The organism is Tetragenococcus halophilus (assembly GCF_001712815.1).
GTDB classification, from domain to species: Bacteria; Bacillota; Bacilli; order Lactobacillales; family Enterococcaceae; genus Tetragenococcus; species Tetragenococcus halophilus.
This window is the reverse complement of record NZ_CP012047.1, coordinates 1,979,277-1,994,804: the sequence shown is the minus strand read 5'-3', so window position 1 is coordinate 1,994,804 and position 15,528 is coordinate 1,979,277. Positions and strand designations below refer to the sequence as shown.

Sequence of the window (15,528 nt, the reverse complement as noted above, 5' to 3'; positions counted from 1 at the left end):
AGCTAAAAGTAATGTATTTTTGTTATATAAGAAATAAGTGCAATGGAATTAATTTGTTGACATGTGTAAACTAAAAGACTATTATTTTAGCAAACAAAAGGGAAAGGAGAATGTAATATGAGACGCCAAATTATTGGTATTTCTGCAAATAATATACTGGATTCTGGCGAAATGTTATATCATTTGCCTATCAGTTATACACCGGATGGTTATGTTAAGGCGGTTCAAAAAGCGGGTGGTCTGCCTCTTGTTTTACCAGTTGGTACAAAAGATTTAGCCAAAGATTATATTTCTCAAGTTGACAAATTAATACTAACTGGCGGTCAAGATGTTTTACCAAAGTTTTATAAACAGGCAAAGACTGTTCAAGGAAACTATTCTGAAGCGCGCGACCGTTTTGAATTAGCATTGTTAGAAGAAGCCTTATTACAAAAAAAGCCGGTATTTGCGGTATGTCGTGGAATGCAGTTAATGAATGTATTTTTCGGTGGCGATTTAAAACAAGAATTATCCTCTTTTACTAAAATTTTACATATGCAAGATCCAGTCCCTAGAGAGCAACCAACACATCAGTTGCTTACAAAAGGTAGTAGCATTTTGCAAGAAATTTATGGAGAAAAGACAAGTGTTAATTCTTTTCACAACCAAGCGTTAAACCGTCTTTCTAGTAATCTTACAGAAACAGCTCTTTGCCCTGATGGTGTGATTGAAGCAGTTGAAAATAAAAAACAGCGTCTATTAGGTGTTCAATGGCATCCAGACTTTGCTTTTGAAGCTCAACCAAATGAGATGAGGATATTTAACTATGTGGTAAAAAAATTGTAAGGAAAAATTTAATATATAGGAGAAAAATATGAAAAAAATAGGGTTGCTGTTGGGTGCAGCATTGTTTATATTGGCAGGGTGTTTTAGTACTGGAGGTAATACTGAAGAAAAAAATAGTACACAACAAGAAATTTCGGTGTCTCTTTCTGGAGAGCTTACGACTTTGGATAGCGCACAGTATACTGATGTGAATAGTTCAGACATGATTGGTCAATTAACAGAAGGCCTTTACCGTTATGATGAAGAAGGCGAGCCTGAATTGGCTTTGGCTAGCAAAGAACCAGAAGTTAGCGAAGATGGGTTAACGTATACCTTTCAATTAAAAGACACAAATTATAGCGATGGCACGCCAGTTAAAGCGGAGGATTTTGTTTATGCTTTTCAAACGGTAGTTGATCCCAAGACTGCTTCTAGTAGTAGTAATCGAATGGATATTTTTCAGAATGGCAGAGAAATTCGTGAGGGTGATAAGGAAGTAGATGAGTTAGGAGCCCAAGCTATTGATGATAGTACTTTAAAGCTGCAATTAGAAGATCCACTCCCTTTTTTACCAGAAATTCTTACAGGGACCCCTTTTATGCCTAAATCGAAAGAGTTTGCTGAAGGTGAAGGAAAACAATATGGTACGAATACAGAAAAATTTTTAGGAAATGGTCCTTTTGTCATTAATGATTGGGACGGCAATAATGAATCATGGACTTTAGAAAAAAATCCAGAGTATTGGGATCAAGATAATGTGCAAATGGAAACAATTAACGTACAAGTAGTAAAAGAAGTAGCTACGGGAACGAACTTATTTACTGATGGTCAGCTAGATTATACTTTGTTAGCTGATACGCAAGCCCAACAATATCAAAACGATGAGCAAGCTTATTTTGAACCAAAAGCTATGGTTGGTTACATCAGTCCAAACCAAAAGCGGGAAGTAACTAGTAATGTAAATGTAAGAAAAGCTATCTTACAAGCAATTGATAAAGACAATTTTGCGCAAAATATTCTATCTGATGGCTCTACACCATTAAATGGTTTTGTTGCGTCTGATTTTGCTAAAAACCCTTCGACAGACGAGGATTTTCGGGAAGAAAATGGTGATTTACTGCCTTATGATAAAAAAGCAGCGCAACAATCATGGGAAAAAGCAAAAGAAGAACTTGGCCAAGATGAAATCACTTTAGAATTGCTGTCAGCAGATGCAGCGATGAGTAAAAAGACTATTGAATATATTCAAGGTCAATTGGAAGAGACGCTTTCCGGCTTAGAAATCACAATAAAATCCGTACCATTGCAAAACCGCTTGGATTTACAAACTGAAGGAGACTTTGATTTAGTGTTTGGTACTTGGACGCCGGACTATGCGGATCCGATTGATTTTTTGAATTTCTATGATTCTCAAAGTGGACTAAATACTTCCGGTTATGATAATCCAGATTATGATAAAGGATTAGAAGAAGCTCGTACAACACTAGCTAATGATCCAGACGCAAGATGGGATAAACTACTTGAAATGGAGCGGTTGTTAGTAGAAGAAGATGCTGCTGTTCTACCATTTTACCAAGGCGCGAATGCTTATTTAAAAACAGATCGTCTTGGTGGGATACAAGTTTTTCCTTTTGGTCGGACAGTTTCCTATCGAACGACTTTTATTACAGAATAATTTTGATATGGTTAGAAATCTCAGATATTTTTATCTGAGATTTTTTTACCTAAAAAGCTGTTAAACCAATTTTTACAAATAAATAATAAGTACTTCCTCATTTTATTTTCAATTTTCTCTTGCTTTTTTAATAATTAATAATTACAATCTTATATAACTTCAGAAAAAGAAAATAATTCTGAAAATTCTCAATGAAAAAGGGGCAAGTGATGTGAGAAAGAAACATGTTTATAGTTTGTTTGCAATGAGTGCCTTGGTTCTTGCAGGATGTACAACAGGAGGAACGCAAGATTCAGGTGAAGGTGAAGGTGCTTCTGGTACTTCAGGGAATGAGTATACTTTTATTGAAAGACAAGAAATGCCAACAGCGGACTTATCACAGGCTACAGATACAGTTAGTTTTTCGGCCTTAAATAATGTTTATGAAGGAATTTATCGTTTGGACGAAAATGATGAGCCGCAACCTGCAGGTGCAGCAGAAGAAGCAGAGATTTCGGATGATGGACTAACCTACACTATTCAATTACGCGAAGATGCAACTTGGTCAAATGGTGATCCTGTAACAGCCGATGATTATGTTTATGGTTGGCAGCGTACGGTCGATCCAGAAACAGCTTCAGAATTCGCTTATATCTATGAACCAGTTGAAAATGCAGAAGCTGTAATGGACGGAGATGCAGACTTGGATGAGTTAGGAATTGAAGCAGTTGATGATTATGAATTGGAAATCACCTTAGAAAGACCGACAGAATACTTCGACAATTTATTAGCTTTTCCAGTCTTTTTCCCACAAAATGAAGAAGTTGTGGAAGAAAATGGGGATGATTATGCACAGACAAGTGACAATCTGGTTTATAATGGACCGTTTGTCTTAGCTGATTTTGATGGCCCTGGATCAGATACTGAATGGGCTTATGATAAAAATGAAGACTATTGGGATGCAGATAATGTTTCACTAGATCGAGTGAACGTTAATGTTGTTAAAGAAGCATCAACTGCTTTGAACTTATTCCAAGATGGTCAAGCAGATGAGATTACATTAAGTGGTGAACTTGCACAACAAATGGCTAATGACCCCGATTATCTTACAATTCCTATGGCATCTACTTTTTATATGGAAATGAATCAAGATGATGAGGATTCACCGTTTAATAACGAAAACTTTCGTAAAGCAATCTCTTACTCTATTGATCGTGAAGCTTTAGTTAACTCAGTTTTAGCTGATGGATCGATTGAACCTTCTGGCTTAGTACCAAGTGATATGAGCGAAAATCCAGAAACTGGGGATGACTTTACTGAAGATGCAGGTAGCCAGGTTGAATATGATCCAGAACAAGCACAAGAATATTGGGAACAAGCACAAGAAGAACTAGGTGAAGATTCGTTAGAAATAGACCTATTAGCAGATGATACAGATGGTTCTAGAAGAGCGCAAGAATTCTTACAAGAATCCATTCAAGATAGCTTAGATGGAGTAAGTGTTTCATTAAGTCCTGTACCTTTTTCTGTTCGTTTAGATCGTTCAACTTCCGGAGATTTTGACATGGCTCTAAGCGGCTGGGGAGCTGACTATGCTGACCCAAGTGCGTTCCTTGACTTGTTCCAAACAGACACATCAAATAACCATGGAAAGTATAGTAATGAAGATTACGATCAACAAATGGATGAAGCAACTAATGAAAACGGCAATGATCCTGAAGCACGTTGGGGTAATTTGGTAGAAGCTGAAAAAATCATTATGGAAGATCAAGGCGTCGTTCCATTGTATCAAAATGCTGAAGCTCATCTAAGAGCAGACAGGGTCAATGGTCTTGTTTCTCACCCTGCTGGTGCGCAATATGATTACAAGTGGGTAACGGTCGACGAATAGATTTTATGGTAACTTGAAAATAAAAATAGACTGAGACAACAAATAAATTACAATGTCTCAGTCTTTATTGTTAAAAAATTGCCAATAGTAAAGTCAACAGGCTTAATAAAAGCAGTATACCTGCAGGTTCTAACCAGAAACGAAAGCTGGAACGACCGACTTCTGACAATTTCATACCTTCTGTTTTTGTTTTTTTATTTCTTTTCTTGAAAGAGCGTTGAAAATTATCAAAAAATCCAGAAGAAAATACCCAAAGAAAACCGCCAATGATCAGAAAAAATAAGGTAAATAGAAATAAATTATCTGATAAAGCAGTAAGGGAAAAATCTTTTTGGATGATCGTGAGTAATATACTAACTAACAAACTTGTTAGGCTGATGATCCAAGAACTTTTTTTAAATCTCATAAGGAGGTTCCTCTCTTAGTTATAAAAATAAAGATAGATTTAATGTATAAAAATATTGTTTAGAAGTCAAAGAAATAGGGGGAAAAAACGTGAACGATTTTATAAAATATTTATTGCAGCGTGTGTTTTTCATGGCAATTACATTGTGGTTGATTGCAACTATCACTTTTTTTATGATGCAGTTTTTGCCAGGGACACCTTATACCAATGCTGAAAAATTAAGTCCGGAACAAATCGCTTTATTAAATAAACAAATGGGCTTAGATCAACCAATAATCGTTCAATATGGTAATTATCTAGTAAATATTATGCAAGGCGATTTTGGTATTTCTTTCCAATTTAAAAACCAGGCAGTGTCTAGTTTATTAGGTGGACGTATTGGTCCATCACTTCAATTGGGAATCCAAGCTATTGGGCTTGGTACGATTTTTGGAATTGTTTTAGGAACGATTTCTGCTATGAAGCAAAATACTTGGGTGGACACTTTAAGTACGTTAGTTGCTATTTTAGGACGCTCTATTCCTAACTTTGTATTTGCTGTATTATTGCAATACGTATTTGCAATTAAACTAGAAATTTTACCAATTGCAAGATGGGATAGCTTTGCTTATACGATTTTACCAACATTAGCACTAGCGATGGCACCACTAGCGGATTCAGCTCGTTTTATACGTACTGAAATGGTCGAAGTATTACATAGTGACCAAGTTGAGCTGGCAAAATCAAAAGGACTAAGTCGCTGGGAGCGAGCATTCAAGCACGGCTTGCGTAATAGCTTGATTCCAATCTTGACTTTACTAGGACCATTAGCAGTTGCGCTAATGACTGGTTCACTTGTTGTAGAAAATATTTTTGCTATACCAGGTATCGGAGAACAATTTGTTAAATCAATTATGACCAATGATTATCCGACAATTATGGCAGTAACGATTCTTTATTCTACGATGTTAGTGTCGATTATCTTTATTGTTGACGTATTATATGGCATTGTTGATCCTCGTATTCGTATTTCAGAAGGGAGTCGTGGATAATGGAAAATAAAAATTATACAAATGACCAAATCACACAAATTCCAACTTCTGAGTTTGAACCCTTGGAAAAGAGTACAAAAGTTGAGCGTGAAGCTATTACAGCCCCTTCGCTAAACTTTTTACAAGATTCATGGCGTCGGCTAAAGAAAAATAAAGCGGCCGTTTTTTCCTCTATTTTTCTTATCATTGTGTTACTCATATCAGTCGTAACTATTTTTGCTACGCCACATGACCCGACCGAACAAAATTCTAGTTATATTAATTTGCCACCTAAGATACCTGGAATTGATATTAATGGTTTAAACGGCGTATCTGAAGTTGGTGGAGAAATGGTGGATCGCTATGAAGCTGCTGATGTACCAGAAGATGTTCATTTTTATTTAGGAACAGATGGTTTAGGACGGGACTTATTAAGCCGTCTATTTATGGGCGTACGAATTTCATTAATGATTGCCTTTATTGCAGCAGCGCTAGATATTTTCTTTGGGGTCAGTTATGGAGTTATTTCAGGCTTATTAGGTGGTAGAGTGGATAACTATATGCAGCGAGTTATCGAAGTGTTAGCCGGGATCCCTAATCTTGTTGTGATGATTTTGATGTTAGTAGTGTTTAATCCTGGAATTTTCTCAATTGTTGCGGCAATGGCGATTACCAACTGGATACCGATGGCCAGGATTGCTCGAGCCCAGACACTTAAATTAAAAGACCAGGAATTTGTCTTAGCAGCCACAACTCTAGGAGAAAGTAGGACTAAAATTGCTTTTAAACATATTTTACCTAATATTTCTAGCGTCATTATTGTACAAATGATGTTTAGTATTCCAGAAGCTATTTTCTTTGAAGCCTTCTTAAGTTTTATCGGGATTGGTTTAACGCCTCCTACTGCATCTCTTGGTACATTGCTCAATGAAGGATATAAGACTTTCTTATTCTTACCTTATCAAATGGCCATACCTGCAGCTGTACTGTCCGTCATTATGATTGGATTTAATTTACTAGCAGATGGTTTGCGTGATGCGTTTGATCCGAAGATGAAGGAGTGATTATGGTGAAAAAAGTTTTAGAAGTCAAAGATTTAGAAATTTCATTTACCACTTATGCTGGAAAGGTTCAAGCGATTCGAGATGTAAGTTTTGATTTATATGAAGGCGAAACCTTAGCGATCGTTGGTGAATCAGGTAGTGGAAAATCAGTAACGACTCGAAGCATCATGGGCCTATTAGCTGAAAACGCGGTGGTTGAAAATGGCCAAATTTTATTTAATGATGAAGATATTTTAAAAAATTCGGAAAAACGAATGCAAAAAATTCGAGGGAAAGATATTTCGATGATTTTCCAAGATCCCATGACTTCCTTGGATCCGACAATGAAGATTGGAAAACAAGTCGCTGAATCATTATTAAAACATACCAAAGTATCAAAAAAAGATGCTTTACAGAAAGCTTTAGAGTTATTAGAACTGGTAGGGATTCCCAATGCTAAAAAAAGATTAAAAAATTATCCTCATCAATTTTCCGGTGGGCAACGTCAACGGATCGTCATTGCTGTAGCCTTGATTTGTTATCCCGAAATATTAATCGCTGACGAGCCTACGACTGCTTTGGATGTGACGATTCAAGCGCAAATTTTAGAGCTATTAAAAGATATTCAGCAAAAAGTTAATTCTTCCATTATCTTTATTACTCATGATTTGGGCGTAGTAGCTAATGTGGCAGATCGTGTGGCTGTGATGTATGCGGGTAAAATCGTAGAAATTGGAACAGCTGCTGAAATCTTTTACAATCCGCAACATCCATATACTTGGGGGCTTTTAGGTTCTATGCCAACTTTGGAAGGTATAGACGATCGGTTGTATGCTATTCCAGGAACACCGCCAGATTTGTTAGAGCCACCTACTGGGGACGCTTTTTATCCTAGAAATGAGTATGCGATGAAAATCGATACGCAAAAACAACCGCCCTTTTTTGAATTATCTAAAACCCATAAAGCAGCTACCTGGCTGTTAGCGCCTCAAGCGCCGAAGGTAGAGCCACCTAAAGAAATTTTGCTGCGTTGGGAAGCATTTAAAAAGAAACAACAGCCGGAAACGGAGGAAAGTAAATGAAGAACGTTTTATTAGATGTAAAAAATTTAAAACAGTACTTTAATGCAGGTAGCAAAAATGAAGTCAAAGCGGTCGATGACATTACTTTCCATATCTATGAAGGCGAAACGTTTGGTTTAGTGGGAGAATCTGGTAGTGGTAAATCGACTACTGGACGTACGATTATTCGTTTGAATCAAGCAACTGGAGGTACTATTGAATTTGACGGCAAAGACGTAATGAAGTTACATGGAAAAAAAGCGATGAATACTTTTCGTCGTGATGTACAGATGATTTTTCAAGACCCTTATGCATCTTTGAATGGAAGAATGAAAGTTCAAGATATTATCGCTGAGGGAATCGATATTAACGGCTTGGCAAAGTCAGAAACAGAACGGAATGAACGAGTAAATGAGTTATTAAGAACTGTTGGTTTAAATCCAAACCATGGAACGCGCTATCCGCATGAATTTTCTGGTGGACAACGCCAACGGATTGGCGTTGCACGAGCTTTGGCAGTGGACCCTAAATTTATTATTTGTGACGAGCCGATTTCGGCCTTAGATGTATCCATTCAAGCCCAAGTAGTCAACTTGTTACAATACTTGCAAAAAGAACATAATTTGACTTACTTATTTATTGCCCATGATTTGTCTATGGTTAAGCATATCAGCGATCGTATTGGTGTGATGCATAATGGTAAGTTACTAGAAGTAGGGACAAGCGATGACATTTATTATTATGGTGTTCATCCTTATACTGAAAGTTTACTTTCAGCTATTCCTATGCCTGATCCAGAGTATGAACAGACAAGAACACGTATTAAGTATAAAGGAGAGCAAGATAATCCGGATACAGCACGTGAAATGTTAGAAATTGACCCAGGTCATTATGTTTATGCTACTGAAGAGGAAAAAACACAGTACCAAGAAAAACTTGCAAACAAAAAAGCTGCAAAGAAAAAACAAGCTGTCTAAATTTATTTATTCTTCAGATGGGAAGGCCAAACTTATTTTAAGGGCCTTATAAATAAGGAGGACCTAGTGAAAGTATTAAAAGCTTATAAATTTCGTATTTATCCAAATGAAGAACAAATACAATATTTTATACAGACTTTCGGTTGTGTACGTTTTACTTATAATCAGTTGTTGTATGCCCGAAAAAAAGCCCTACAAGCAGGAGATTATGTGACACGACTGACTCCTGCTCAATTAAAAAAAGACTATCCGTTTTTAAAACAAACGGATAGTCTAGCTTTAGCTAATGCTCAGCGTAATTTAGATCGAGCGTTTAAAAATTATTTTAGTAAAAGAGCGGGCTATCCTAAATGGAAGTCGAAAAAAAGTCATTGGCAATCTTATACCACAAATAATCAAAAACATACAATTTATTTTATTGGGGAAGAATTAAAGTTACCTAAACTTAAGTCTTTAGTAAAAGCCAATTTGCATAGAGAAATTTTGGGCGAAATAAAGTCAGCGACGATTTCAGCTAAAAACAATCAATTGTTTTTTGTTTCAATTCTGTGTTTAGAAAACGTGATGTCTTTACCCAAAACGGGTGAGTCTATAGGAGTTGCTTATTGTTCTGAAAACTTAGTTCAAATGTCATCTACGAATGTTTTTCTTAGTCGTAAAAGTAATTCTTACTATCAGTTGAAAACAGCTAAGAAAAGATTGGAACTTCGAGCAAAGTTAGCAAAAAAAAGAAAAGTGTTGTTGAGTCAGGCCAAAAATTATCAAAAGCAAAAAAGGAAAGTCCAGAAATTGTATATGATAATTGATAACCAAAAAAACGATTATATTAACCAATTAACTTATTTCTTAGTGAAAAACTATGATTATATCTATTTGGAAAAGCATCCGAAATTCAGTGAAAATGCAAAATTTTCGGAAACTGATTGGCAACATCTTTTAAGGAAAATACAGTATAAAGTAAGTTGGTATAATAAGCAGCTGGCATTTGTTGCCCCTGACACAAAAGAAAGTGAAGAGAAGTGCTTTACTATTGAGCAATTGGGCAGACAGCTAACTACTAGTTAAAATTATTAGGAACTGGAAGGAGCGCCAGGGATCGCCTAGGGTATAGAAAAAATCTTTATGATTTTTGTTTCTAGGAATATTGCTCACTAATTATAAAAAACCATGAAAAGACTGCCTCATTATCCTGAAGCAGTCTTTTTGCTGTGAAGCGAAAGCGAGGCGTAGTGTCCGAATTAACCGAATAGGTTTATAATCATAGAAAAATAGAAATATGTAGGTTCATTTATATACTTATAATTTAACTGAAAAACAAAGTGTTTCAAATCGTTGACACAAACCTAAATAAAGGTTATATTGGAGCCGGTAAAATAAAAATAGCCTGTTAGGTGAGGTTACTATACAGAGGAATGCTACTGCCCGGAAATATCGAAAGATGCCAACGTGGTTAACAAAAATGTCCGACCTAAGGAGTTTTTAACGTAGCTGGGTTAAATCCCTAGGCTGTATTGAGCCAAAACTCAACGAAGAGGTGTGCTTTGCAAATATATCCAATATCGTAAGGTAAACACGCTCTTAGTAGCGTGTTTTTTATTATGTGACACAGAAAAGGAGGTAAATACTTTTGTAGGATGCATAGCATAATATTGAGTTTTTAGCTGGAAAACGAGCACTGTAACTTCTCCTTAGCTTAGAGGAGGAATAGAAATGGAAAAACTTAAGTTAAATAAAAACCAATACTATGACGCAATTTATCGTGCTGCAAAGAAAAATGATCGTAAATCATTTCGTAAGTTGTTTTTACGCTTACATGATCGTGATCAACATGAGGTATTTCATCTATTATATCCTGAAAAAAAACAAATGATCGCAAATTTTTTGACCCCAGAAGAATTTTCAGATCTTTTTGAATGGATGACGATTGAAGATCAAGAGTATGTTGTTAACTATTTTCCAAAAGCATTTTTAGCAAAACTATTTAATACCATGCCCACAGATGATGTAGTGAAATTTTTAAAACAATCTGCCAATATAGAGCAAAGTTATCCATTGGGTTTGATGAATGAAAAAAAACGTGTGAGAGTAGAAGAGTTGTTGTCTTATCAGCTTGAAACTGCTGGATCGATAATGACTAAAGAATTTGTTTCAGTGAACCAAAATCAAACGGCGAGTGAAGTGATTGCTTTTCTTCGGCAAGTTGGTAATCATGCAGAAACGGTCTACTATATTTATGTATTGGACAATCAAGCTGATTTAGTGGGCGTTTTGTCTTTACGTGATTTGATTCTGTCGCCTGAAGAGGAAATTATGCAAAATACTATGTCTAGACAAATAGTTTCTGTACCAGTTGATATGGACCAAGAAGAGGTTGCACGAGTCATACAAGACTACGACTTATTAGCAGCCCCTGTGGTTGAAGATGATAATACTATGATAGGTATTGTTACAGTTGATGACGTCATGGACATACTTGAAAACGAAGTTACAGAAGATTTTAGAGATATTGCCGCCATTCGTCGTAGTAATAAACCTAAAGAAGAAGGTGCATTACAGAAAGCCAAAGCACGTACGCCTTGGATTGTTATTTTGATTTTTCTTGGTATGCTTAATGGCGGGTTAATCAGTTCTTTTGAAGAGACATTAGAATCGGTTGTGTTACTTGCCGCATTTATTCCTGTGATGATGGATACAGCAGGCAATGTAGGCACGCAGTCATTAGCTGTTTCCGTACGAAATTTAAATGTAGAAAAAGATGAAAAACAAAGCCTTTGGAAGACGATTAGAAAAGAGTTTGGCGCTGGGATATTAATAGGAATTGCCGCGGCGATTGTTATCTTCCTAATAATAGCAATTTTTTATCAAAATGTAACTTTAGCATTTATTGTGGGCTTCTCTTTGCTATTTACTATATCGTTTTCTACTGTAGTAGGTGCTGTTATTCCTGCGATTGCAGATAAGCTGCATGTAGATCCAGCTGTAGCTAGTGGCCCTTTTATTACTACAATCAATGATGCCTTAGGATTAATGCTTTATTTCAGTATTGCAACTAGTTTAATACATGTTCTTTGATTTGCTCTACACTATATTTTTTTAAATAAGTTTGTAAAAATGCCTATTCGTTATTTTTGGTTTACACAATAACGAATAGGCATTTTTATTTTTCACGAAAATTTTCTTTTAACTGATAAAGTTTTGAAGGACGGCCTATGCTGGCAGGTCGTTCTCCAACTTCCTTTAAAAATCCGATTAAACTTTTTTTGAAGTTTGAATGATCAATGGCGTGATAGTCTACGCCTAGAAATTTGGCGAAAACTTTACGCGCTTCTGTGATTGTGAAAGTATCCCCCAAAACTTGCAGCACTTGTGGTTCATGGTTCATTTTGTTTACAATGCGGTTAAAAGCTTTGATGATAATTTGACTGTGGTCAAATGCCAAGGTATCTTCTCCTAAAGATGCTTGGGTTTTTAGATCAAGAATAATTTTTGTATCGCCACTTGTAAGGTGAAGACGATTGTTCTTACGTTCTAAAGAAAACCAACGTGCTTGGTTTGCATCATCGCCAGCCGAAAGTATTGCTTCTCCGATAAAAGCTAAATAGCTAACGGTGATTACCCAACCTCGTGGGTCACGGTCAGGTGTACTAAAAGTATGTAGTTGTTCGATATTTTTTTCAGAAATCGTAACGCCGGTTTCTTCTTTTGTTTCGCGAATGACGCTATCGCCTGTTGATTCGTTAGGGGTTATAAAACCACCTGGTAAAGCCCATGAATTACGATAAGGATTTCCGCGTCGCTGAATCAATAAGACCTTAATTTGATCGGTACTTTTGTTATAACAAAGTAAAACCATATCGACTGTAACAGAAGGCTTTTGATACATTGGAGGTTCTTGGTTTTTATACCATTCTAAAAATTCTTGTTCACTTGCGATATGTTGATAATAATGCTTTTCTTCTTGTTTAGAAGAGAATTCCATAGCTTTCCCTCACTTTAAAATATACAGCTATAATGTTTTGCGTTAATATCGTTTGTATTGTAGCATATAAAAAAGTAACTTTAATAAAAAATAAAAGACATGACTAAGTTAAAGAAAAATAAGAGTATATAGAACAAAGCGATTTTTTTATTTTTTTGTATTGAGCGCAAACCTAGCCAAAATAAAGCAAGCAAAAGTAACAACCGTAAAATGAGTGTAAGGGCTATAAATAGTGAAAGCCAATTTTGTACATTCATGAAAGCGTAGATTTGCGTGTAAAAGTTACAAAATAAAGCATGCAAAATAGTAAGTATAAAACTGATAATAACAGATTTTTTTTGTTTTGTGTTCATAAGAGCTCCTTAAAAATTAGACTAAATACATTATAGCAAATGTTGTTTTTAACTCAAAAAGTATTTTTTAATTATAAGAAAATAAGAAGTCAGCATAGAAAAAATAAAACAAAGCAAGTAAAATTATGTTATACTATCAAAAGTATGAACGTGTTTTTTAAAGGAGGAACTTTTACCCATGGGGGAAAAAGAAACATTTTATATTACTACACCGATTTATTATCCTAGTGGTAAATTACATATTGGAAATTCTTATACAACAATCGCCTGTGATGCGATGGCTCGTTATAAACGATTAATGGGGTTTGATGTATTTTATTTGACGGGTGTAGATGAACATGGAGAAAAAATTGAACAAAAAGCTGAAGAATTAGGCGTAGCGCCCCAAGATTATGTTGATAAAATGGCAGCAGATGTTAAAAAGTTATGGAAGACTTTAGGTATTAGTTATGACAAGTTTATCCGTACAACGGATGATTATCATGAAAAGGCTGTTCAAAAAATCTTCCAACAATTGCTAGATCAAGGCGATATCTATTTAGGTGAATACGAAGGTTGGTATTCTGTTTCAGATGAAGAATTTTTCACTGAAAAGCAATTAGAAGAAGTTTATCGTGACGAACAAGGAAATGTCATTGGTGGAAAAGCACCTAGTGGTCATGAAGTCGAATTGATTCAAGAAGAGTCATATTTTTTCCGCATGAGTAAATACGCGGATCGCTTGGTGGAATACTATGAAGAACACCCTGAATTTATTCGTCCCGAGTCACGAAAAAATGAAATGCTTAAAAACTTTATTGAGCCAGGATTAGAAGATCTAGCGGTTTCAAGGACCACATTTGATTGGGGGATTCCAGTAAGTTCAGATCCTAAACATGTGGTTTATGTTTGGATCGATGCTTTAACGAATTATATCACTGCTTTAGGCTATGGTTCAGCAGACGAAACAAATTTTGAAAAATTTTGGCCAGCTGATGTTCACATGGTAGGAAAGGAAATTGTACGTTTCCATACGATCTATTGGCCAATTATGTTGATGGCACTAGGTCTTTCCTTGCCTAAACAAGTTTTCGCTCATGGTTGGTTGTTAATGAAAGACGGTAAAATGTCTAAATCAAAAGGTAATGTTGTTTATCCTGAAATGTTAGTCGAACGTTATGGGCTAGACGCTTTACGCTACTATCTTTTGCGTTCTGTGCCTTTTGGAAGCGATGGTATTTTCACACCAGAAGATTTTATTTCACGAGTGAACTATGATTTAGCGAATGATTTAGGTAATTTATTAAACCGGACGGTAGCTATGGTCAACAAATACTGTGAGGGCGTTGTGCCAGACTATGCTTCTAAGGTAACGCCGTATGATAGCGAACTATCGACTACTGCTGCTAACGTGGTTGGACGTTATCGTGAAGCCATGGATGATATGGAATTTAGTACAGCTCTTTCGGAAGTATGGACACTGATTGCTCGTTCGAATAAATATATTGATGAAACAGAACCTTGGAAACTAGCCAAAGAAGAGGATAAAAAAGCAGAATTAAACAGTGTGATGGTTCATCTGGCTGAAAGCCTTCGAATCACGGCTATTCTTTTGCAGCCTATTATGATTGAAACGTCAACGAAAATCTTCAAACAGTTAGGTTTAGATGAAGAACCTAAGGGCTTGCAAGAATTACGTTTTGGTGAATTTCCTCATGACACGAAGGTCGTTAGTAAAGGGGATCCTATCTTCCCTCGTTTAGATGCAGAGACTGAAGTAGCTTATATTCAAAATAAAATGGCAGAAGGTAAACAAACCAACGATGAATCTGTGAAATGGAATCCAGAAGAAACTGAACTTGCCTCAGAAAAAAATAAACAAATTAAGTATGAAGACTTCGATAAAGTTGAATTAAAAGTGGCAGAAGTCATTGATTGTAAAAAAGTGGAAGATGCTGATAAACTATTAAAATTCCGCTTGGCTTGTGGTGACAATCAAGATCGGCAAATTTTGTCAGGCATTGCTGAATTCTACCCTGATCCCAATGCGTTAATTGGCAGTAAGCTAGTCATTGTTGCTAACTTAAAATCACGGAAAATGCGAGGTCAAATTAGCCAAGGAATGATTCTTTCAGCAGAAGATCCAGAAACTGGCAGATTAAAAATTGTTGAAGCACCTAAAGGAATGCCTAATGGCGCGATTATCGCTTAGTTTAATTTTGATAAAGTCTGTATAATAAAAAGGATGATTTTCCAGTCTATCATGTGGACTAAAGTAGAACTACGCAAAGAATTTAATATTAAGAAAAAAGCCTCAACAAACGCATGAAAGTTTGTTGAGGCCTTTTGTTTAGACTAAAATTTATATTTG

The 15,528-nt window shown here is 35.9% G+C and carries 12 protein-coding genes and 1 riboswitch; of the genes, 10 read left to right on the top strand and 2 right to left on the bottom strand.

Translation table 11 applies throughout. From position 1 onward, the window contains the following. The first annotated feature begins 117 nt into the window (after positions 1-117). From AC806_RS09505 to AC806_RS09495, 3 genes are all read left to right on the top strand, one after another. The gene (locus tag AC806_RS09505) at positions 118-825 is read left to right on the top strand and encodes a gamma-glutamyl-gamma-aminobutyrate hydrolase family protein (RefSeq protein WP_014125488.1); all 708 of its coding nucleotides are present in this window, start codon (positions 118-120) and stop codon (positions 823-825) included. 28 nt (positions 826-853) lie between these two features. Next, entirely contained in the window at positions 854-2,479 is a 1,626-nt protein-coding gene (locus tag AC806_RS09500; RefSeq protein ID WP_014125487.1) for a peptide ABC transporter substrate-binding protein, read from the top strand. A gap of 211 nt (positions 2,480-2,690) precedes the next feature. Continuing rightward, complete coding sequence (locus tag AC806_RS09495) at positions 2,691-4,349, top strand: peptide ABC transporter substrate-binding protein (protein WP_069029213.1); 1,659 nt, start codon at positions 2,691-2,693, stop codon at positions 4,347-4,349. 70 nt (positions 4,350-4,419) lie between these two features. Here AC806_RS09495 and AC806_RS09490 read toward each other — a convergent pair whose 3' ends face one another. Further along, complete coding sequence (locus tag AC806_RS09490; RefSeq protein WP_014125485.1) at positions 4,420-4,755, bottom strand: DUF3899 domain-containing protein; 336 nt, start codon at positions 4,753-4,755, stop codon at positions 4,420-4,422. 89 nt (positions 4,756-4,844) lie between these two features. Here AC806_RS09490 and opp3b point away from each other — a divergent pair, with 89 nt between their 5' ends. The 6 genes from opp3b to mgtE all read left to right on the top strand — a co-directional run bounded on the left by opp3b (position 4,845) and on the right by mgtE (position 11,918). Further along, positions 4,845-5,786: an oligopeptide ABC transporter permease gene (gene opp3b, locus AC806_RS09485; protein ID WP_069029212.1), complete on the top strand. Its 942-nt coding sequence runs from the start codon at positions 4,845-4,847 to the stop codon at positions 5,784-5,786. Further along, positions 5,786-6,829 carry an ABC transporter permease gene (locus AC806_RS09480; protein WP_069029211.1) on the top strand — a complete coding sequence of 348 codons (1,044 nt, stop codon included), beginning with the start codon at positions 5,786-5,788 and terminating at the stop codon, positions 6,827-6,829. Before opp3b ends, AC806_RS09480 begins: the two co-directional genes overlap by 1 nt. 2 nt (positions 6,830-6,831) lie before the next feature. Beyond that, on the top strand, positions 6,832-7,890 hold the full coding sequence (locus tag AC806_RS09475; protein WP_014125482.1) for an ABC transporter ATP-binding protein: 1,059 nt from the start codon (positions 6,832-6,834) through the stop codon (positions 7,888-7,890). Next, positions 7,887-8,846, top strand: coding sequence for an ABC transporter ATP-binding protein (locus AC806_RS09470; protein WP_061841144.1), 960 nt, complete (start codon positions 7,887-7,889; stop codon positions 8,844-8,846). The genes AC806_RS09475 and AC806_RS09470 overlap by 4 nt, the downstream gene beginning before the upstream one ends. Positions 8,847-8,912: 66 nt before the next feature. Continuing rightward, on the top strand, positions 8,913-9,911 hold the full coding sequence (locus tag AC806_RS09465) for an RNA-guided endonuclease TnpB family protein (protein ID WP_061841145.1): 999 nt from the start codon (positions 8,913-8,915) through the stop codon (positions 9,909-9,911). Positions 9,912-10,222: 311 nt separating this feature from the next. After that, positions 10,223-10,388: riboswitch (M-box (ykoK) riboswitch) on the top strand. 168 nt (positions 10,389-10,556) lie between these two features. Beyond that, positions 10,557-11,918 carry a magnesium transporter gene (gene mgtE / locus AC806_RS09460; RefSeq protein WP_061841146.1) on the top strand — a complete coding sequence of 454 codons (1,362 nt, stop codon included), beginning with the start codon at positions 10,557-10,559 and terminating at the stop codon, positions 11,916-11,918. An 85-nt stretch (positions 11,919-12,003) separates the two neighbouring features. Here the strand turns inward: mgtE and AC806_RS09455 are convergent, their stop codons facing one another. Then, positions 12,004-12,825 carry an NUDIX hydrolase gene (locus AC806_RS09455; protein WP_061841147.1) on the bottom strand — a complete coding sequence of 274 codons (822 nt, stop codon included), beginning with the start codon at positions 12,823-12,825 and terminating at the stop codon, positions 12,004-12,006. A gap of 531 nt (positions 12,826-13,356) precedes the next feature. On the opposite strand from AC806_RS09455, the gene metG reads away from it, so the two are divergent. Further along, positions 13,357-15,369, top strand: a complete 2,013-nt coding sequence (gene metG, locus AC806_RS09445) for a methionine--tRNA ligase (RefSeq protein ID WP_061841148.1) — start codon at positions 13,357-13,359, stop codon at positions 15,367-15,369. The last annotated feature ends 159 nt before the right edge of the window (positions 15,370-15,528 follow it).

Coding starts and splice junctions, on each gene's coding strand:
- AC806_RS09505 (WP_014125488.1), top strand. CDS start 118: ATGAGACGCCAAATTATTGGTATTTCTGCAAATAATATACTGGATTCT.
- AC806_RS09490 (WP_014125485.1), bottom strand. CDS start 4,755: ATGAGATTTAAAAAAAGTTCTTGGATCATCAGCCTAACAAGTTTGTTA.
- AC806_RS09455 (WP_061841147.1), bottom strand. CDS start 12,825: ATGGAATTCTCTTCTAAACAAGAAGAAAAGCATTATTATCAACATATC.
- AC806_RS09470 (WP_061841144.1), top strand. CDS start 7,887: ATGAAGAACGTTTTATTAGATGTAAAAAATTTAAAACAGTACTTTAAT.
- metG (WP_061841148.1), top strand. CDS start 13,357: ATGGGGGAAAAAGAAACATTTTATATTACTACACCGATTTATTATCCT.
- mgtE (WP_061841146.1), top strand. CDS start 10,557: ATGGAAAAACTTAAGTTAAATAAAAACCAATACTATGACGCAATTTAT.
- AC806_RS09500 (WP_014125487.1), top strand. CDS start 854: ATGAAAAAAATAGGGTTGCTGTTGGGTGCAGCATTGTTTATATTGGCA.
- AC806_RS09475 (WP_014125482.1), top strand. CDS start 6,832: ATGGTGAAAAAAGTTTTAGAAGTCAAAGATTTAGAAATTTCATTTACC.
- AC806_RS09480 (WP_069029211.1), top strand. CDS start 5,786: ATGGAAAATAAAAATTATACAAATGACCAAATCACACAAATTCCAACT.